Genomic DNA, 18792 nt, shown 5'->3' on the forward strand with positions numbered 1-18792 from the left:
GAGGGCGCCGAGCCGGTCGTCGCGCACTAGCCTGCCGCGACGCACGGCGCGCGGCGCGGGACGCGCGACGTGCGACGTGGGACGCGCGCCGCGCGACGCACGACGTGCGACGCACGACGCACGACGTGCGACGCACGACGCACGACGCACGACGGCGCTCCGCGCGTCGACGCTGTGCGCTTCGGCGCCTCGTGAGTCGTGGCTCTCGAGCTGCCGATGGTCACGGCCCTCCACTGGTGAGGAGCCGACCGTCGGCAGCTCGTCGTCGTGTCGATCGACCGTGAGGTCGAGGACCGTCGCAGCACCGACGGCCCGAACCGCGTGATGCCGTGCCCGGTCAGCCCGATGGCACCGGCGTCGTACCCGCGCCCGCGCCACCTCAGCCGCTGCGGGTGCGGGTGCGGGTGACGGCAACTCCTGTCCTGGGGCGCGCCCGGCCTCCGGGTCCCTGTCTTCCTGGTCCGCACCTCATCGCCGGTCCTGCGTTGCCGACGCGAACCCCTCAGCCCCTGCGGGTGCGGGTGCCGGCTGCGGTGCTCGACCAGTTCGCCCATGGACCGCTGGGTGCGGGTGAGGCTGCGGGTGCGGGTGCGGGTGCAGGTGCAGGTGCAGGTGCAGGTGCAGGTGCAGGCAATTCCTGTCCTGGGGCGCGTCCCGCCTCTGGGTCCCTGTCTTTCCGTCCCGCGCCTCTTCGGCCGTCCTGCGTAACCGACACGCACCTCGTCAGCCCCTGCGGGTGCGGGTGCGGGTGGCGGCAACTCCTGTCCCCGGGGGAGCCCCGCGTCCGGGTCCCTGTCTTTCCGGCCCGCGCCTCGTCGGCGGTCCTGCGTTGCCGACACGCGCCTCCTCGGGCTACTGCTTCCTCGACGTACGGGCCGACACGGACACGGGCTTCGAGCGCGAGTAGCGTCCTGGCACGTGCAGATCATGCAGACTTGCAGTCCGCGCACCCGTCGTCACGCACCACCGGGAGGCCGACCCATGACAAGCTCACCCACCACCTCGCCGAACGGCGCCTCGGGCGGAGGCACGCGCAGCCTCGTCCCGGCCCGGATGGACCGTCTGCCGTGGACGAGGTTCCACTGGTCGATCGTGGTGGGCCTGGGGTTCTCGTGGGTGCTCGACGGGCTCGAGATCCAGATCGTCGCGTCGGCCGGGTTCCAGGCCGACCTGGGGCTCACCGCAGCCGAGGTCGGACTGCTGGGCACGATCTACCTCGTCGGCCAGGTCTTCGGGGCACTCGTCTTCGGGCGGATGGCCGACAGCCTCGGGCGCAAGAAGCTGTTCATCCTGACCCTGGCGATCTACCTCGTGGCGAGCGCCATCGCGGGCCTGTCACCGAACTTCGTGTTCCTGGCCGTGTTCCGGTTCTTCGCCGGGGCGGGGATCGGCGGGGAGTACGCCGCCATCAACTCGGCGATCGACGAGCTCATCCCGTCGAAGTACCGAGGACGCGTCGACATCGCCATCAACGGGACGTACTGGGGCGGCGCGGCCCTGGGCGCCACGGCCAACATCTTCCTGCTCGACCCGAACCTGTTCGCCGAGAACGTCGGCTGGCGCATCGGGTTCTTCATCGGCCCGGTGCTCGGACTCGCGATCATCTACCTGCGCCGCCACATCCCCGAGAGCCCACGGTGGCTGATGACGCACGGACGCGAGAAGGAAGCCGAGGCGACGGTCGACGACATCGAGGCCCGCGTCGAGAAGGACGAGGGCACCGGCCACCTCACCCCCGTGTCGGACGACCAGGCCATCGAGGTGGTCGCCGCGGGGCGGATCGGGTTCGGCACCATCATCCGCACCTTGGTACACGACTACCCGAAGCGCACCTTCGTCGGCGCCGCGATGATGATCACGCAGTCGTTCCTGTACAACGCGATCTTCTTCACCTACGCGCTCGTGTTGCAGAACTTCTACGGCACGAGCCCCAGCAGCACGCAGTACTTCTTCCTGATCTTCGCCGTGGGCAACCTGCTCGGACCTCTCGTGCTGGGGCCGCTGTTCGACAGCTGGGGTCGGCGTCAGATGATCTTCCTGACGTACGCCGTGTCGGCCGCCGTGCTGGCCGTGTCGGCGATTCTCTTCCAGGCGGACGTGCTGAACGCCGCGACGCAGACCGCGTTCTGGAGCGTCTCGTTCTTCTTCGCCTCGGCGGGCGCCTCGTCGGCGTACCTGACCGTGAGCGAGATCTTCCCGCTCGAACTGCGGAGCCAGGTGATCGGGTACTTCTTCGCCCTCGGCCAGATCGTCGGGGCCGTGGCCCCGAGCCTTTACGGCGCACTCATCGGCGACGGCAGCGACCGGGGGCCACTCACGGGCGGGTACTTCCTGGGCGCCGGCGTCATGCTCGTCGGCGGCGTCATCGCACTGATCTTCGGGGTCGACGCGGCTCGCAAGTCGCTCGAGACGATCACCACGCCCCTCTCGGTCGTCCCTGCGTCGAAGGAGCCGCCGCGGCGCTGACGTGGCCGTCCCGAGCCGGGCCGGGTTGCGCCCGGCGGGGCCGGGTTGAGCCCGGCGGGGCCCGGCTGGCTGCTCTCGAGATCACCCCGCCGGCAATTCCTGACCGGTACGCCACCGAGGAACCGCCAGGCGCCAGCGTCTGCGGCCCCGGGGCCCGAGCACCTGCGGCAATGAGGAGTTGCAGGCACCCTCGACCGGACGCGTACCGCCCGCAGTGTGGACCAGTGCCTCGATCGCCTCGGCCGTCGACCGCCATCTGTCCCGCACCATCTGGGCGCTGGCCCGGAACGGTATCCGACCTTCGCGGGCGATGTCCGCGTCCTTGACCCGATCCTCGTCGAAGCGCCGCTCGTGGTGCGCTCGTCCGTCGGTCTCGAAGCCGATGATCCCGTCGACCACCATGTCGATGATCTTGTTCGTCCCCTCGATGCGAACCTGACGCACGACATGACGTCCTGCGCGCCGAAGTCTCGTTCCGGCGGCGCTCTCGAGGATGCTCTCCGCGCCTCCTTCGCTCCATGCGACAAGGCCGGCAGCGTCCGCCCTCTTCCGGGACAGCACCTCGGCGGCGTCGTCATCGTCGTCGTGGACGATGCCCTCATCCCTCGCCCAGTCGACGAGGATCACGGCGTCTTCGAAGGATCGCGCCTCGACGACCGCACGAGCCAGGGCGTCGCGAGGATCGACCGCCCAGGTCGAACCCCGGCCGCTCAACTCGACGGGGTCCCACACGACGCGGACCCCTCGGCGCCTCCGGAGGCGCGAGGCCGTCTCGGGCACCGACACCGTGACGGGTGGTCGGCGCGACGACCAGGACCAAGCTCCGAGCAGGTGGAGGGCGGACGCACCCGTGAGTCGGCCACCGACGGCCACCGCGATGTAACGGGGGTCATGGGACGACCAGGTCGAGTACCACCCGCGCCGAGGTCTGCTCACGCTGCGCGATCGAACGGCAGCGGTGAGGTGTCGGTCGGTCGCCCCGGAGGCGACCAGGACGCGTTTGTGGAGCACCCCTCCAGCGGACGAGACCAGTTCGGCGATGGTGGTCATGTCCACGAGCGTGTCCGAGTCGCGGTGACCGTCTCGCCCGGGTGCCACGTGTCGGGGACGGACGGCGGGTGCAGCCCGTTGGGGACGAGACGACTCCGAACCGGTGCGGCCTTCCACCACCTCGGCGGGCATGTCGCAGGGAACTCCTGGCCCCTGCCGAACCCGAGCGCGGCCCGCGGGGACCGGCGGGCCGGCACCGCCCGTCGACAGGAGTTGCCGACCGTGCTGGGGAGGTGCCGGGAACTCCTGCACGGGGCGCGCGCATCGTGACCAAACCAGGATGGGACGGCCTCAGGACGGCAGCAGGCAGGAGTTGCCGTCCAGGGCCGAAGGGTGGCGACGACAGAGGGTCGGAGGCCCGGGATGAAGCGCGGGAGACAGGACAGGACGGGGCGGGGCGGGGCAGTAGGAGACGGGACGGGACGGGACGGGACAGGACGGGACAGGACAGGACGGGGCTGGACAGGACAGGCCAGGCCGGGACGCGGATCAGGAGGACGAGACAGCCGGTGGCATGCGCGCGAGGTCGGCCCCGATGCCGATGTCGACGAGGACGATGCGCCCGACCCGCTCCGCGCCCGGGCCCACGAGCAGCCCGACCTTGTGTCCGCCGAACGTGACGGTGACGTCCGCAGGAAGTACGAAGGGCGGATCGGGGAGCGCTCCGTCGTCCACTCCGATGCCGCTCGGAACGTCGACGGCGACCACGCGTGGCGCACGCGCCGCAGGAGCGCCCGCCGAAGCTGCACCTCGACCCGGGTGCAACCCCGCACCTGCATTCGTCCCTTCGCCCGTCCCCGGCTGCGCCGTCCCGGGCGTCGGCGGCTGCGCCGTCCCGGACGCCGGCGCAGCCGCAGTGCGCGCACCCGAGCCCAGCGTCGCACCCTCGACGACCGGCAGCACCGCCTGCACCACGCGCAGGGCGTCCCCCCGCAGCCCCACACCGTCGGAGCCCGTCCCGACCAGTCCGTCGAGCACCACGTCGTACGCGGGCAGAGCTGCCGCCACGACCGCAGGATCGCACCACGCGTCGACGTCGTCGAGGACGGCCCCTGCCGCGAGCGCCGCGGCCAGGGCGGCCTCGTGCATCCGCGACCCCACCGGCACCACGGTCACCGCGCCGCCCTGAGGTACGAGTTCGCGGGCGAGGGACTCCCCGGCGTAGAGCGTGTCACCCCCGTTGTTGCCGCTTCCGACGAGCAGCAGGACCCGACCCGCACGACCGTCCCGAGAACGCGAGGAGGCGCGCACCATCTCGCGCACGACGTCCGCGAGTCCGTCGGCGGCCCGCCTCATCAGGGGTTCCCCTGCCTCCAGATGGGGGCGCTCCGCCTCGCGGATCTGTGCCGCCGTCCATGCCTCGACCATGCGTCCAGCCTCCTCCCCTCCCCCGCCGGAGGACCGGGCCTGCGCAGCCGCGGCCCCTCCGCCGAGCCGAGAGCCCCGGGCCACCCGGACGCCTCCGTCGGGCACGACGCCGGACCTGCCCGCCAGGCACCGACCGGGTCGGCAACTCCTGTGCTGTGATGCCGCCGGGGTCGGTGGTGTCGCTCTCGGGAGGCGCGGGCGGCGTCGAGGAGGAGTTGCCGACACCCCACGCAGCGAGCAGAACGAGCAGAACGAGCGCAGCGAGCACTACGACCACAACCTGCAGGGGCTGCACGGCGCTGCCAGACTGTCGGGATGCGTGCGACCACCCCGAACCCCGTCGACGGCACCGAGATCGCCTACGAGGTCGACGGCGAGGGCCCTCCCCTGCTGCTCGTGCACGGTTCGGGCCTCTCGCGCGGCACCTGGCGGGGCCTCGGCTACCTGCGCGACCTGCAGCGCGACTTCACGGTGGTCGCCCTCGACATGCGCGGCCACGGCAAGAGCGGCAAGCCCCATGATCCCGAGTCGTACGCGATGGACCTGCACCGCGGTGACGTCGGCGCCGTGCTCGAGGCTACCGGCCTCGAACCCGCGCACTACGTCGGGTACTCGTTCGGCGCCCGCATCGGGCTGTCGATCGCGGCGCACGAGCCCTCGCGCCTCCGCACGCTGACCACGATCGGCGGCAGCTGGGCCCCGATGAACGGCAACATCGGCGCGACCTTCACGCCCGACTGGCACGACGCCCTGACGACCGGCGGCATGGCCCGCTTCGTCGATCGCTGGGGAGAGACCATCGGCCGTCCGATCGACCCCGAGACCCGTCTGGCCTTCGTGCAGGACGATCCGATCGCCCTGGCCGCCTTCTTCACCGCGGCCGAGACGGGTGGCGGCCTCACCATCCCCCAGCTCGACTCGGTCGAGGTCCCCACGCTGCTGCTGGCCGGCACGCGCGACGTCGACCGCCACCGCGAGTCGCAAGAGGCCGCCCGCCGCATGCCCGCCGCCGTCTTCTACTCGCTCGTCGGCCAGGACCACGCCTCGTCGCTGCTGCCCGTCGACCAGGTGACCGACCTGCTGCGCACCTTCCTCGAGACCGTCGACGCCTGACCCACGCCCCGCCGGGTCGTCGACCGGGAGGCGCGGCGCCGGAGCACAGGACACCCCAGGGCGACCCCCGGCGCGCGCCCGCGCGTGACGGCTGCGAGAATGGACGCACCATGGGCATCAGTCGGCGAGCGTTCTTGACGGGATCGGTCTCGGGGGCCGCGATCCTCGTGCTGTCCGCCTGCACGACGGGGTCCCCCACGCCGACGGCCAGCCCCACCCCGTCAGCCACCACGCCGCCCCCGACGCCGACGCCGACGCCGACCGAGTCCGGCACGGTCGTCCCCGCCGCCTTCCGCCGCAGTTCGTGGACCGACGACCCCTACTCGCTCGGGGCGACGAGCCACCTCACCCCCGGAACGTCCGACGCCGACCGCCGGTTGCTCGGCACCCCGCTCGACGACCGGCTCTTCTTCGCCGGTGAGGCCGTCGCCTCGACGATGGGCGGCACGGTCTACGGTGCCCGCCAGTCGGGCTTCGAGGTCGCGGCTCAGGTCGCCGAGGTCGCCGAGGCCGACGAACGCATCGCCGTGATCGGCGCCGGCATCGCGGGGGCGACCGCGGCGCGCTCCCTGGTCGAGCGCGGCTACGACGTCGTCGTCGTCGAGGCCCGCGGTCGGGTCGGAGGCCGGGTCCACAGCGTGCACGACGACGACTGGCCCTACCCGGTCGAGCTCGGCGTGGGTCTGCTCGAGGGCCCCGAGTCGGTGGCCCTCCAAGCCGCCCTCGCCCTCGCCCGGGTCCGGACCCGACCGCTCGACACCACCGTCGAGGTGCGGACCTCCGACGGCACGGTCGACTCGCTCGGCGGTGCGGCCGACCGTCTCGGCCAGGCCGCGTCCTGGGCGGCCGCGCGCTCCACCACGACCGACGCCGACTCCGGCACGAGCGTCACCGACGCCCTCGTCGGGTCCGGGGCCGACCAGGCCTCGACTCTTCCCGGTCCCGACGGCGTCTCGGACGCCGACCGCCTCGCCCTCGTGCTCGACGCCCTCCTCCCGGCTCGCTGGGGCGCCGAGGCCGACGATCTCGCGGTCTCGAGCCTCGGCGACGACCCCGCACGCGACCTGCTGCCCACCGGCGCCACCGTGGTGACGGGTGGCCTGTCGAGCTTCGTCGCCGGACTGCTCGACGGCCTGGACGTCCTCCGCGACAGCAACGTCGTCCGTGTGCAGTACGGCGACCAGGGCGTCGGGCTGCGACTCGCCACGGGCGAGTCGCTCTCGGTCGACCGTGCCGTGTCGACGATCCCCCTGGGGGTGCTGAAGACCGGCGTCCCCGAGTTCTCACCCGAACTGCCGTCCACCCACGCCGACGCGATCGAGGCGCTCGGCGTCGGCACGCGCGAGGTGCTCTGGCTGCGATTCGACGAGGCCTTCTGGTCCACCCAGGCCACGGTCTGGGCCGTCCTCGACGACGACGCGCCCTACCGGCTCTTCGTCAACCTGATGCCGGCCACGGGAGCCCCCGTGCTGGTCGCACTGACGGGCGGTGACGCGGCGACCGAGGTCGACGCCCTCGACGACGACGCGGCGGTGGCGGCGGCCATGCAGAGCCTGGCGCCCTACCTCGACCTCGTCGCGGCCGGGTCCCCCGAGCCCACCGACGAACCGACGGCCGACCCGACGTCCTGACCCGCGCCTCCTGGTCCGTCGACCGCAGGAGGCGCGGTGCGCGTCGTCGACGAGGCCCCGCCACCCTGCCGGGCCCGTGCGTGCGGCCGCACGTGGCTGAGTGCGACGAGAGCGACGAGCACGCCGACGATCGTGCCCAGGGCGATGCCGTTGTAGAGCAGGAACTCGCCCGGCCAGGTCACCTGGGCCGGGTCGAGGAAGAAGTACGGGTACCAGCCGACGTCGGCCCCGCGGACGATCGTGAAGACTCCCCACACCAGGGGGAAGACCAGCACGACCGACAGCACCCGCCAGCGCACCCGCGGCCGGTCGGGCCCGAGGACCCAGTCGACGAGCACGAACGTCGGGATCACGAAGTGCAGCAGCTGGCTCGACCAGGGCACCTCGATGCGGTAATTGTGGCTGGCCGACTCGGCGACGATGATGCCGAACACGATGCCCGACACGATGACGTAGGTGCTGACCAGGGCGTGCACTCCCGCGAACCAGCCGGGCTCGCGTCGCCCGCGCAACGACACGACGCCCGCGAAGGCGAGCACCACCACGTTCGCCATGTTGCTCTGCTGCGTGAAGTAGCTGAAGTAGTTGATCGAGCTGAAGGTGCTGAACCCGAGCACGTAGACGAAGTCGGCGACGAGGGCGACGACGCCGACGGCGGCCGCGAGCAGGCGTAGGACGCCGACGAACCGTCGCACCGTGTCACGCCCTCCGGGTCTGGTCGGCTGTGGTCTGGGGAAACGTCGATCGTACTAGGCGCCCACCGGACGCCCGACGTGCCGAGGCCGGGCCCGTGCGTCGTGGCGACGTGCGGGCCCGGCCTCGGGTGCCTCGGCGTCGCACCGGAGTGCGACACCGTGCCGATCAGGGGATCAGCTGGGGATGTAGTTGAACTCGTCCGGGTTCGGGCCGGTGCGCTCGTCCTTGTTCAGGGCGGTGATCGCGGCGACGTCGGCATCGGTCAACTCGAAGTCGAACAGGTCGAAGTTCTCTTCCACGCGCGACCGGGTGACCGACTTCGGGAAGACGATGTCGCCACGCTGGATGTGCCAGCGCAGCGTGACCTGGGCGGTCGACTTGCCGACGCGCTCGGCGATCTCGGTGATGGTCTCGTCCTTGAGGACGCCGCCCTGGGCGATGGGCGACCAGGCCTCGGTGTGGATGCCCTTCGAGACGCCGAACTCGCGCAGTGCGTCCTGCGTCAGGTACGGGTGCACCTCGATCTGGTTGACGACCGGCACGACCGAACCCTCGTCGAGGACGCGCTCGAGGTGGGGCTGCTGGAAGTTCGAGACGCCGATCGACTTCGCACGGCCGCTGGCGTAGATCTCTTCCAGGGCCTTCCAGGTCTCGACGTAGTCGACGTCGATGCCGGGCAGCGGCCAGTGGATGAGGAACAGGTCGACGTAGTCCTGTTTGAGGGCGTCGAGCGTGCCGTCGAACGCCTTCAGCGCGTCATCACGCTTGTGGAAGCCGTTGTTGAGCTTCGAGGTGACGAAGATCTCGCTGCGGTCGATGCCGCTCTCGGCGATCGCCTCGCCGACGCCCGCCTCGTTGCCGTACATCTCGGCGGTGTCGATGTGGCGGTAGCCGACCTCGAACGCGGTGAGGGTGGCGTCCTTCGTCTCGGCCGGGTCGACCTGGTAGACGCCGAACCCGAGCTGGGGGATCTGGATTCCGTTGTTCAGGGTGATGGTGGGGATCGTGGTCATGTGTAGAGCCAACCACTCACCCCTGTCACTTCTTCCGAGGAAGCACTGGTGCGCGTACCCCGGGCGTGTTACAGTCATGAGTCGCTTGGGGCTCTCTTCTCAGAGGGTTCCCGTGCGGTGCCGACCGAGTCCACACCGGTGCACCGCCCGAAAAGCCTCGCGAGACGACCTCGCCGGATGCGCACGATGACCACCGATCATCGTTGCCCTACTTCTCCGGCCGCCGTCATCGCAGGCCCGACCACCGCCGTCAGGCGGACCACGAGCGCCCACCCGGCGCTGCGTGCCACGGATTCTGTCGCAACACAGAGCACACATCGAAATCGAGCATCATGAACGACATCATCAGCATCACCGGCACGGTCACGACCGCGCCCACCCTGACCACCGCCCGCCTCGTCGAGTTCGTCGTCGTCGACGACCGCGGCACCGAGTTCGCCGTCCGCGCCTGGCGCGACGACGTCACGGCCGCCGTGCGCGTCGGTGCCTCCGTCGTCGTCGACGGCGCCGCCGGTTGGGTCATCCCCGGCCGCAGCTGGCGTCACGAGCCGAGCCGCACGATCGTGCAGGCCTCGTCGGTCGAGGCCCGCGAGCTCGCCCTCGCGGCCTAGTCCGGCGCGGCGCCCGAGGGCGCGACGACCCGAGGAGGCGCGGTGAGGCCGTCGGCCGCACCGCGCCTCCTGCGGTCCCCGGCACCACGACGACGGGCCCGGCCACCGAGAGGTGACCGGGCCCGTCGTGCTGTCCGGGAACGCCGGGGTCAGAGCCCCTGGGCGCGGACCAGGATCGGCCGGTGGTCGCTGACGCCGGCCGGGAGCGTGACGACGTCCTCGATCTTGAGGTCGTAGCTCGTCGCGAAGTCGAAGTGGCCCTTGACGTACTTGTAACCGAGGTAGGTCGGCGTCGAGCTGCGGGTCAGCACGAAGCCGTCGCGCTCGATGTGCTTGCGCAGACCGCCGTGGAACCACGGGTAGTTGAAGTCGCCGACCATGAGCATCGGCACGCCCGGCGCCAGGGCACGCATCAGACGGTGCGCCGACTCGACCTGCTTCTTGCGCAGGGCGTTCGTGGCCGTGAGCGGAGCGGCGTGGAACGAGCCGATCAGGACGTCGCGTCCGCTCTGGCGGTCGGCCAGGTGCATGGCCAGCAGGCGCTCGTGAGCGGGCGACATGACGCGGTCGTGCATCGACTTCTTGAGCGCGTAGACGTTCGTCCCCAACAACTCGAACCGGGAGCGGCGGTAGTAGGCCGCGAGCCCGAGACGGTTGTTGTGGGTCGACGCCGCGAGGGCGAACTCGCCGAACTCGGCGGGGATGTCCTTGGTGTCGGCCTCTTGGAGGCAGAGCACGTCGGCGTCGTTGTCCTCGGCGAGCGACCGGATCTCGCCCTTGGCCGTGTGCTCGCGCAGGTTGTAGCTGACGACGCGCATCGTGTGTCCGTTGTGTTCTGTCACGAGTAGCGAACCTAGTCCACGTCTGTTTCGGGCATGTGCAGGTTGGACGAACGGGGGGTGCCGGATGCGGCGGACCTGACGCCCGCCGCACCCGGCACCCCTCGTCGAACGGTTACTCGCCGCGGTGTGTGCGGTCGGCGTCACCGGTGAGCGCGGCGCGGGCCGCGCGGCGACGGGTGGAGACGACGAGCGCGGCACCGAGCAGGGTGAGCAGGGCCGCCAGCGCGACCGGACCGGCCAGCTCGGCTCCGGTGAAGGCGAGACCCGTGGCCGTGGCGGCGGGTCGAGGCGTCGACACGGCCGGGGCGGATCCGGCCGGGGCGGTGGGACCCGCCACGGGAGCCGCGAGCGCGGCGGGGTTCGTCGTCGGCGAGGTCGTCGGCGTGGTGGGCGTGGCGGCCGCGGCGGCGACTCGGGCGAACCAGGCGTTCGAGGCGGACACGGCCTGGCCGGACTCGATGCCACGGGCCGTCACGGTGCCGACGTCGTGGTGGTCGACGTCGCCGGCCGTGACACCCGTCAGCGCGGCGGTGCAGTCGAAGGAGGCTCCGACCGCGAACGGGCCGGCCCACGTGACTCCGGTCGACGGGCCGCCGAGGGGCGCGAAGTCGCAGCTGAGACCGTCGACGGTGCCGTTGGCCAGGACCTCGTCGGCGACCGTGACGTCGGCGAGCGCGTCGGCACCCGTGTTGGTCACGCGGTAGGCCAGCGAGGCGGTCCCGTCGGAGAGGACGACGGCGGTGGCCGCGGTGTCGGCCGCGTTGCCCGCGGCGTCGTCCTTGGTGATGGTCACGGCCGAGTCGGGGACGTCTCCGCTACCCGTTCCACCGGCCGAGGCCTGGGTCTTGGAGGAGCTCACCGCACCGGTGGTGGTGACGCCCCCGACGACGGTCGACACCGTCGCACTGTTGGTGAAGGTCTGGGCGGCCGTGGCGGTGCCGGTCGGCGCGGGGAGGCTCACGGCGATGCTGACGCGGTCCTGCACGTTGACGACCTGGGGGCCCCAGCTCACGGTGTAGCCGGCGGGCGAGCAGGTGTACGACGTCGGGGTGACGGCGAGGGGGGCGGCGAAACTGCCGTCGGTCTTGACGCGGATCGAGTCGAAGACCAGCGTGTCGCAGTCGTATGTCCACGTCTGGCCGGCGGGGACGGTGTCCGTCGTCGTGGCCGAGTCGAATGCGCCGAGCGGGGTGAGGACGTGCCAGGTGAGGAAGCGGGCGGCCGTGGAGCGGCCCTGGTCGGCGGCGGTGTACGTGCCGTACTTGGTGGGCTGGTCGAGGCCGCGCATCACACCGGTCGGCGTGACCACGGTCGTGAAGTCGCGGCCGTCGTTCGTCGTCGACGTGAACGGCGTGGGGACACCCGAGGGGGTGGTGCGACCCTCGAAGTCCGACTTGACGAACGCCTTGCCGCTGACGTTGAGGTGGCTCTCGGCGTAGCTGGTCATCGTGAACGTGACCACGTAGGGGCGCGTCCCGACGACGGTGGCCTCTGCCACGACCGCACCGGTGGCGGGGTCCCGGAGCGCGAAGTCGGTGGGCAGGTTCTTCAGGTGCTCGCTGAGCGTCAGCGTGAAGGTGTCACCGGTCTTGGTGTCGTCCGGCACCTCCCAGGCGATCGTGGTCGTGAGCTGGGTGCCCTGTCGCGGCGCGGTCGGGGTCACCGTCACGTCCGTGATGGCACCGTCGATCTCCGCGGCCCGGGCCGGGGCAGCGGTCCCGGTCAGGGCGGCGGTGCCGGCGAGGGCGAGGGTGGCGAGCAGCGCGGCGGACAGGCGCAGGGCCCTCCGCCCGCGACGGGGAGACCCCGCGAGGGTGAGCGAGTGCATGGTGGTGCCTTTTTCGGGTGGGGTAGACGCGCGCCTCGACCTGCTCCCCCGGCGCCGTGTTCGGGTACGGCGCCGGGGTCGGGTGAACAGGGATCGTCACGTCTCGGGTGACACCCAAACTAGGGCCGGGGTCCTGGCAGTGTCCACCATTCGGGGGACAGATCACCCGGACGAGGAACGGGCGACGCCGAGGGTCCCCCGAGCCACCCGCTGCGGGGGACGACCGGCCCGTGACGGGGGACGACCGTCGCGCGACCGGGGACGACCGTCGCGCAGTGCGGGGTCCTGCTGCCTGTCGGCAACTCCTGCCTCCTGACGCACCGCGGACCGGGACACCCGGGCGGACGGGCCACGCCGCAGCACCAGGCAGGAGTTGCCGACACGGACGCCGCACCGCCGGCAACTCCTGCCTCCTGACGCACCGCGGACAGGGACACCCGGGCGGACGGGCCACGCCGCAGCATCAGGCAGGAGTTGCCGACTTCAGGGGCTGGGCATCGCATGGAGCGGGGAGGGCGGGCGGAGACGCGGCGGGACTGGGGGGACGGGAGGAGGCGGTGGTCGCCTTCGCGGGGAAGGTGACCACCGCCTCCGGGTGGGTCAGGCCGTCAGGCCGTGGGGGCTAGCCGCGCCACGGGAACCAGCCGTGGAACAGGTCGCCGAGGGCGTTCCAGATCCACTGCAGGATGTCGCCGAGGCTCCAGCCGCCGGGGTGGCCGGGGTGGCCGGGCTGACCCGGGCCCGGGCCGGGGCCGGGGCCGGGGCCGGGGTCGGTCGGCGTGGGGGGCTCGGGCTCCTCGCCCGAGGCGACCGTGAGGTACGTGACCTGCCCGGTGTCGCCGTACACGACGCGGCCGAGGAAGGTCTGCTCGTAGGGCAGGCCCGTCCAGGACGCGGTCAGCGTCGCCGTCTCGCCCAGCCCTGCGGAGAGGGTGGCCGGGTCGACCGTGAGGCCTCCGACGGCCGCCGCCGGGTCGAGCAGGTACGACGTCAGCGTGTAGTCGAGCTGCCCGGCACCGCTGTAGAAGTCGACCAGCAGGACGTACTCGCCCGCCGCGGGGGCGTCGAGGTCGATCTGCTCGTCCGCCGAACCGGTGGCCGAGGAGGCCGCGAGCTGGTCGGGCGCACCGTCGGCGTCGGCCGTGTAGAGCAGCAGGTCGAGGTCCGCGGTGTCGTCGGCACTGTCGAGCACGAAGCGCGCGTGGGTGGTGCCCTCGGCGATCGTGACCGGCGTCTCGGCCGCCGCGGCGCCCGCCGTGCCCGAACCGGACGCGACCTGCCCGGCGGCGAGGCCCTCCGTCGTGAGCGGCAGCTCGAGGGCGTCGCCGGCCGTGACGTCGAACGCCTTCTCGCCCGTGGCGCCCTCGCCGGCCACCTCGGCCGGAGCCTGCAGCTGGACGGGGCGCACGGCGAGCGGGCTGCGCACGTCGTGGGTCCCGTCGGACCAGGTGAGGTAGCCGGTGGCGAACTGGTCGAGCGCCGCCGTCGTGCGGGTGAAGGTGACCGTGTAGTCCTGCTTCTCGCCCGCGGCGCCGAACGTCAAGGTCGAGGGTTCGACCGTGGCCGTGACGCCGTCCATCTCGATCGGGGCGACCGTGTAGGTGCCCGCCTCGGTCGAGGTGACGGTGCGCGTGACCTGTGCGGTGCCGGCCAACGAGCCGACGCTGATCGACGCGAGGTTGAGCGACGAATCGGTACCCTCGACGGTGTCGATGGAGTCGACGTAGGCCTGCCAGTCGGCCGGTCCGTTCTCGTAGAGCAGCCCGGGTTCGAGGAACGCGGTCGGGTCGACGTGACCGGCGCCCTGGGCGAAGACGTCCTGGCTCGGAGCGCCGTCCTCGCCGACGAGGTCGTACGCGGTCGTCATCATGGCCGACTTGACCTCGTCGGGGGTCCAGTCGGGGTGCACGCCCTTGGAGAGGTAGAGCGCGGCCAGACCGGCGATGTGCGGGGACGACATCGACGTTCCCGAGAGGAACTCGTACGTGCCGGGCTCACCCTGCGCGTTGGCGCCGTCGGCGAGGATCGCCACGCCGGGGGCCGAGATGTCGGGCTTCAGCAGGTTGCCGCCGTCGGCGGTCACCGGTCCGCGCGACGAGAAGCCGGCGATCTGCGGGCTGGCGGGCTCGGGCAGTGCGCCCGGGTTGCCGTCGAGCAGGGTGACGGTGGCACCTTCGGTGTCGGCGTACGCGTGGATCGCGTCGTAGTCGTCGGCGTTGAGGTGGACCGTGGGGACGGCGTGCTCGTCGAGGTCGACCGAGCTGGTCGTCGGGTTCACGAGCACCATGCCGATGCCGCCCGCGCGCTCGACCTCGGCCGACTTGGCCGTGCGGTCGTAGACACCGCGGTCGCAGAGCACGATCGCGCCGGCGGCCTTCGCCGGGTCGAGCGTGTCCGGTGCGCAGAGGGTCACCGCGGTCGCGTCCGCCCCGGCGGCCGCGACGGCGGTCGACGAGACGAAGTCGCCCGTCAGGCCGTCGGTGCCGGTCGGCACGGTGATCGAGCCGCCCAGGTACTCGGTGCCGTCGGCGGTCTGCACCGTCGCGCTGTAGCTGGGGATGGTCGACGCCGCGACCGTGGTGATCCACGGTGCCGCGTTGTCGGCGGTGGTCGCGGTCGGGCCGTCGTTGCCGGCCGAGGCCGCCACGAAGACGCCGGCCGAGGCCGCGCCGAGGAACGCCTGGTCGGTGGCCGAGAAGGTGCTCGTGGCCCCGCCTCCGCCGATCGAGTAGTTGATGACGTCGACGCCGTCGGTGACCGCGGCCTCGATGGCGGCGATCAGGTCGAGCGTGGCGCAGCCGTCGTCGTCGGTGGCGACGCGGTCGGGGCCGTCCCAGCAGACCTTGTAGGCCGCGATCTTGGCGGCCGGGGCGACGCCCGAGACGGTGCCGAACGAGCGGTCGCCGATGGTGGCCTCGACGTCGGCGTTGCCCGCGGCGGTCGACGCCGTGTGCGAACCGTGGCCGTTGCCGTCACGGGGTGAGAGGTACTCGCCCTGCTCCTCGGTGCCGATGTTGCCGACGCCGAAGCCGTCGACGAAGTAGCGCGCACCGATCAGCTTCGTGTTGCAGTCGCCCGCGTCGAACTGCACGCCCGTCTGGCACACGCCGGTGAAGGTCCCGCCGTCGCCCTTGGCGAAGACGGTCCGGTCGCCGTCGAGGTGGGGCTCGGTGTCGCTCGCCGAACCGAGGGGGTCACCGGCGAACGAGGCGTTGCCCGCCGCGATGCCCGAGTCGATGATGCCGACGACGACTCCTTCGCCGGCCTTCTCGCGTCCGCCCACGGCGTCCCAGACGCCGCCGTTCCCCTCGGCGTCACCCAGGCCGAGGAACTCGGTCGACGGCGTCGCCTGCAGCTTGAGCAGCTCGTTCTTCGAGACGGCGGCGACCGAGGGGTCGCTCGCGAGCTTCGCGGCCTGGGCGGCCGTGAGGTCGGCCGCGAAGGCGTTGGTCGTGATGGCGTAGCTCGCCTCGACGGTCGCCCCGGCGGCCGCCGCGACGTCCAGCTGGACGCCCTTCAGGTGCTCGGCGTAGTCCTGCACGGGAGCGCTCTGCGCGTCCAGATCGCTGCCCTCGGGCACGGCGGTGCGGGCGAGGCCCGGCTGGCCGCCCTCGTAGGTCGCGGCCGCCGGCTCGCGCAACGTGACGATGTACTTCCCGTCGGCGAACTGGCTGTCGCCCACGACGGCCGGGCCGTCCGCGGCGAAGGAAGCGGTGGCCGGCACCGCGACGAGGCCCGCGGCGACGACGCCGGTGGCGAGGAGGGTGGCGAAGCCGCCACGGAGGCGGGTGCGGGGCGGAGCGGTCGGCCTGCGTCGGCCGGATGGTGTGATCACGGATCGCCTTTCGATGCACGTCGTTCGGGACGTGCTGTCGGTGGTGCGCCGCAGCCCCGGGCCGCGGTCGATCCATAAGAACTACCTGTGAATGTCGGTGACCCTCTAGTGGGGGTCATGGCCGAAACCGGCCACTGACCAGCTTCGGCCAAAGAGTTCACACGAGGAGGCGCGGGCGGGGCACCGACGTCGTCCCCCCTTCGGCGGACGGTCGCCTCGCCGCACCCCGCTACGGCCTCGTCAGCCCGAGCCGCACCGCCGCCCACGCGGTCCCCGTGGCGAGCCCCCGCGATGCCGTGGCCCAGTCGTGGCCGCTGCCGGGCAGGACGTCGCGGGTCACGTCCATCCCCGCGGCCCGGGCGGCCGCCGAGACGACGGGCATCACGGGCCCGTAGCGCGAGTCGGTCCCACCGACGGCGAAGAACCCGGCGCTGTCGGCGTAGGGGGCTCGGGCGGCCAGCACGGCGAGCGGCTGGGCCGCGGCGTAGGCCGCCCGGTCGCCGCCGAAGCCCCGCTCCACCGTGGCCCTCGCTCCCCCGTCGAGCCGCGGCCCGATCTGCCCCGAGACGTCGACGAATGAGCCGAAGAGCTCGGGGTGGCCCGCCGCCAGCTGGAGCGAGCAGGTGCCGCCCTGCGAGAAGCCCGAGACCGCCCAGGCCCGGCCGGGCGCCTGGACCGAGAGGTGGCTCGTGATCCACCGGGGCACGTCGACCGTCAGGTAGGTCTCGCTGTGCCCGAGCGGGCCGTCGACGCACATCGGGTTGTTGGTCGGGCGCTCGAGCTGGTCGGGCATCACGACGATCGGCGCGAGGCCGTCGTGCGCACGGGCGAGGGCGTCGAGGGTCTCGACCATCCGCCCCGCGTCGACGAGGTTCTCGGGGGCGGCGCCCGGGCCCTGTCCGGACAGGACGACGTCGACGGGCAGCGGCGGCGGATCGGCCACGAGGGCGGCGGGCGGCAGGTACACGAGGGCGTCCCGCGCGTCGAAGCGGGACGTGGTGCCCGGGATCGCGACGCTGCCGAGCCGTCCCCGTGACGGAAGGTCGGCGGGCGCCCGCCAGGTGCGTCCCAGGTCGGGGGCGGCCGGGGTCGACGTCCGGCCGGCCCGCACCGCGGCCGTCTGCGCGGCCGGGAGGACGAGCGACGGGACGTCCGAGAGGCCGAGCAAGGCCCCCACGGTCGGGAAGAGCCCGCTGTCGCGGTTGATGGCCAGGCCCGTCGCGAGGACCATCACGACGACCGTCGACGCGGCCAGGACCCGTCGCCCCGCGCCTCCGCGGACCACGGCGACCACGGCCGTGCCCGCGACCATCAGCAGGGCCCCGACCCAGAGTCGGTCGACCCAGGTGGGCGAGACGTCGAGGACGTCCTCGACGTCTCCGAGCCACCAGGTGACCAGCGCGCCGAGCGCGGCCCCCAGGGCGGCGGCCCCGGTGACCCACCGCCACCAGGTGCGGGCACGGCGTGGGCGACGCAGCGTCCGGGCCACGAGCACGCCGGCCACCGCGTAGACGACGGCGAGGGTGCCTGCCGACACCAGGGAGAGCCTCAGCACGACGGCTCGGCACGGGGCGGATGGATCACGTCCGGGACGCTACCGAGGTGACTCGATGGGTGAGCCGTGAGGGGGCTGGGCGTCGGCCGAGTCAGACCCAGCCACGACGGGCCGCCTCGACTCCGGCGTGGAACCGGTTGCTCGCGCCGAGCTCGTCGAAGAGGGCGTGGAGCCGCCGCCGGAGCGTGCGGGACGAGATGCCGAGCTGACCCGCGATCACCTCGTCGGTCGCCCCCGCCGCCACGAGGGCGAGGAGGTCGCGCTCGGCGGGGGTGGGGGGTCGCATCGCGAGTCGCGCCTCCTGGTCCCGCGACGGCACGGCGGCTCCCGACGTCGCCGTCACGGTCGTCGACGACGCCAGTCGCGCGGCCACCGAGGCCCAGTCGACCGCGGCACGACCGGCCCCCGGAGTGCCCGGCACGGGCAACGCGCTGCGCCACCGGGCCTCGAACAGGTCGTGGAGGGCGGCGACGAGCGGTTCGGATTCGGTCACGAGGGCCTCGGGCCGGTCGGGGTCGTGGCCGATCGAGACGAGGGCGACCCGGCGGTCGGCGACGGCGAGCTTGACCGGCAGGTCGTGCGTGATGCGGGCCTCCTCGCCGTCGGCGCCCAGGCGGTGCACGCCCTGCCAGCTGCCGTCGGCCGAGATGCTGGCGACCGTGTACACCGCCCGCCACCGCACCCCGCGCCCGAGGGCGACCCGCTGGGTGGACTCGTTCGACGCGACCACGTAGGGCGGACGGTCGAACGCGACGAAGTCGGTGGTCGCCGGGCGCTCCAGCCT

General features: G+C 72.5%; 13 protein-coding genes. 4 read left to right on the top strand and 9 right to left on the bottom strand.

Translation table 11 applies throughout. The features are described 5' to 3' along the window. Positions 1-981 precede the first annotated feature (981 nt). Complete coding sequence (locus SZ60_RS12355) at positions 982-2466, top strand: MFS transporter (RefSeq protein ID WP_043596370.1); 1485 nt, start codon at positions 982-984, stop codon at positions 2464-2466. Positions 2467-2547: 81 nt separating this feature from the next. On the opposite strand, the gene SZ60_RS17285 is transcribed toward SZ60_RS12355, so the two are convergent. Next, the gene (locus SZ60_RS17285; RefSeq protein ID WP_156155600.1) at positions 2548-3093 is read right to left on the bottom strand and encodes a hypothetical protein; all 546 of its coding nucleotides are present in this window, start codon (positions 3091-3093) and stop codon (positions 2548-2550) included. Positions 3094-4005: 912 nt separating this feature from the next. Next, the gene (locus SZ60_RS17735) at positions 4006-4884 is read right to left on the bottom strand and encodes an NAD(P)H-hydrate epimerase (RefSeq protein WP_052505376.1); all 879 of its coding nucleotides are present in this window, start codon (positions 4882-4884) and stop codon (positions 4006-4008) included. Positions 4885-5199: 315 nt separating this feature from the next. Between SZ60_RS17735 and SZ60_RS12370 the strand changes: the two genes are divergently transcribed. Together SZ60_RS12370 and SZ60_RS12375 are read left to right on the top strand one after the other, a co-directional pair. Beyond that, positions 5200-5997, top strand: coding sequence for an alpha/beta fold hydrolase (locus tag SZ60_RS12370; protein ID WP_043596371.1), 798 nt, complete (start codon positions 5200-5202; stop codon positions 5995-5997). A 110-nt stretch (positions 5998-6107) separates the two neighbouring features. Continuing rightward, entirely contained in the window at positions 6108-7628 is a 1521-nt protein-coding gene (locus SZ60_RS12375; RefSeq protein ID WP_043596373.1) for an FAD-dependent oxidoreductase, read from the top strand. Here SZ60_RS12375 and SZ60_RS12380 read toward each other — a convergent pair. Together SZ60_RS12380 and SZ60_RS12385 are read right to left on the bottom strand one after the other, a co-directional pair. Continuing rightward, complete coding sequence (locus SZ60_RS12380) at positions 7559-8323, bottom strand: Pr6Pr family membrane protein (RefSeq protein WP_052505377.1); 765 nt, start codon at positions 8321-8323, stop codon at positions 7559-7561. The genes SZ60_RS12375 and SZ60_RS12380 overlap by 70 nt on opposite strands. A 174-nt stretch (positions 8324-8497) precedes the next feature. Further along, the gene (locus tag SZ60_RS12385) at positions 8498-9337 is read right to left on the bottom strand and encodes an aldo/keto reductase (RefSeq protein WP_043596374.1); all 840 of its coding nucleotides are present in this window, start codon (positions 9335-9337) and stop codon (positions 8498-8500) included. Positions 9338-9669: 332 nt separating this feature from the next. Here SZ60_RS12385 and SZ60_RS12390 point away from each other — a divergent pair, with 332 nt between their 5' ends. Continuing rightward, on the top strand, positions 9670-9948 hold the full coding sequence (locus tag SZ60_RS12390; protein WP_043596376.1) for a hypothetical protein: 279 nt from the start codon (positions 9670-9672) through the stop codon (positions 9946-9948). A gap of 149 nt (positions 9949-10097) precedes the next feature. Here SZ60_RS12390 and SZ60_RS12395 read toward each other — a convergent pair whose 3' ends face one another. From SZ60_RS12395 to SZ60_RS12415, 5 genes are all read right to left on the bottom strand, one after another. Then, entirely contained in the window at positions 10098-10790 is a 693-nt protein-coding gene (locus SZ60_RS12395) for an endonuclease/exonuclease/phosphatase family protein (protein WP_342212154.1), read from the bottom strand. Positions 10791-10902: 112 nt separating this feature from the next. Then, complete coding sequence (locus SZ60_RS12400; protein WP_043596379.1) at positions 10903-12618, bottom strand: Ig-like domain-containing protein; 1716 nt, start codon at positions 12616-12618, stop codon at positions 10903-10905. Between the two features lie 622 nt (positions 12619-13240). Further along, positions 13241-16453, bottom strand: a complete 3213-nt coding sequence (locus SZ60_RS12405) for a S8 family serine peptidase (protein WP_052505378.1) — start codon at positions 16451-16453, stop codon at positions 13241-13243. 229 nt (positions 16454-16682) lie between these two features. Continuing rightward, positions 16683-17990, bottom strand: a complete 1308-nt coding sequence (locus SZ60_RS12410; RefSeq protein ID WP_052505379.1) for an esterase family protein — start codon at positions 17988-17990, stop codon at positions 16683-16685. A 109-nt stretch (positions 17991-18099) separates the two neighbouring features. After that, positions 18100-18792: helix-turn-helix transcriptional regulator (locus SZ60_RS12415; RefSeq protein ID WP_043596381.1), on the bottom strand; the 693-nt coding region annotated here is incomplete at its 5' end.

Source organism: Frigoribacterium sp. MEB024 (genome assembly GCF_000878135.1).
In the GTDB taxonomy this organism is placed as follows: domain Bacteria; phylum Actinomycetota; class Actinomycetes; order Actinomycetales; family Microbacteriaceae; genus Frigoribacterium.

Bases quoted from the DNA above. Each gene is read 5' to 3' on its own strand.
- SZ60_RS12355 (WP_043596370.1), top strand. From the start codon at position 982: ATGACAAGCTCACCCACCACCTCGCCGAACGGCGCCTCGGGCGGAGGC.
- SZ60_RS17735 (WP_052505376.1), bottom strand. From the start codon at position 4,884: ATGGTCGAGGCATGGACGGCGGCACAGATCCGCGAGGCGGAGCGCCCC.
- SZ60_RS12370 (WP_043596371.1), top strand. From the start codon at position 5,200: ATGCGTGCGACCACCCCGAACCCCGTCGACGGCACCGAGATCGCCTAC.
- SZ60_RS12375 (WP_043596373.1), top strand. From the start codon at position 6,108: ATGGGCATCAGTCGGCGAGCGTTCTTGACGGGATCGGTCTCGGGGGCC.
- SZ60_RS12385 (WP_043596374.1), bottom strand. From the start codon at position 9,337: ATGACCACGATCCCCACCATCACCCTGAACAACGGAATCCAGATCCCC.
- SZ60_RS12390 (WP_043596376.1), top strand. From the start codon at position 9,670: ATGAACGACATCATCAGCATCACCGGCACGGTCACGACCGCGCCCACC.
- SZ60_RS12400 (WP_043596379.1), bottom strand. From the start codon at position 12,618: ATGCACTCGCTCACCCTCGCGGGGTCTCCCCGTCGCGGGCGGAGGGCC.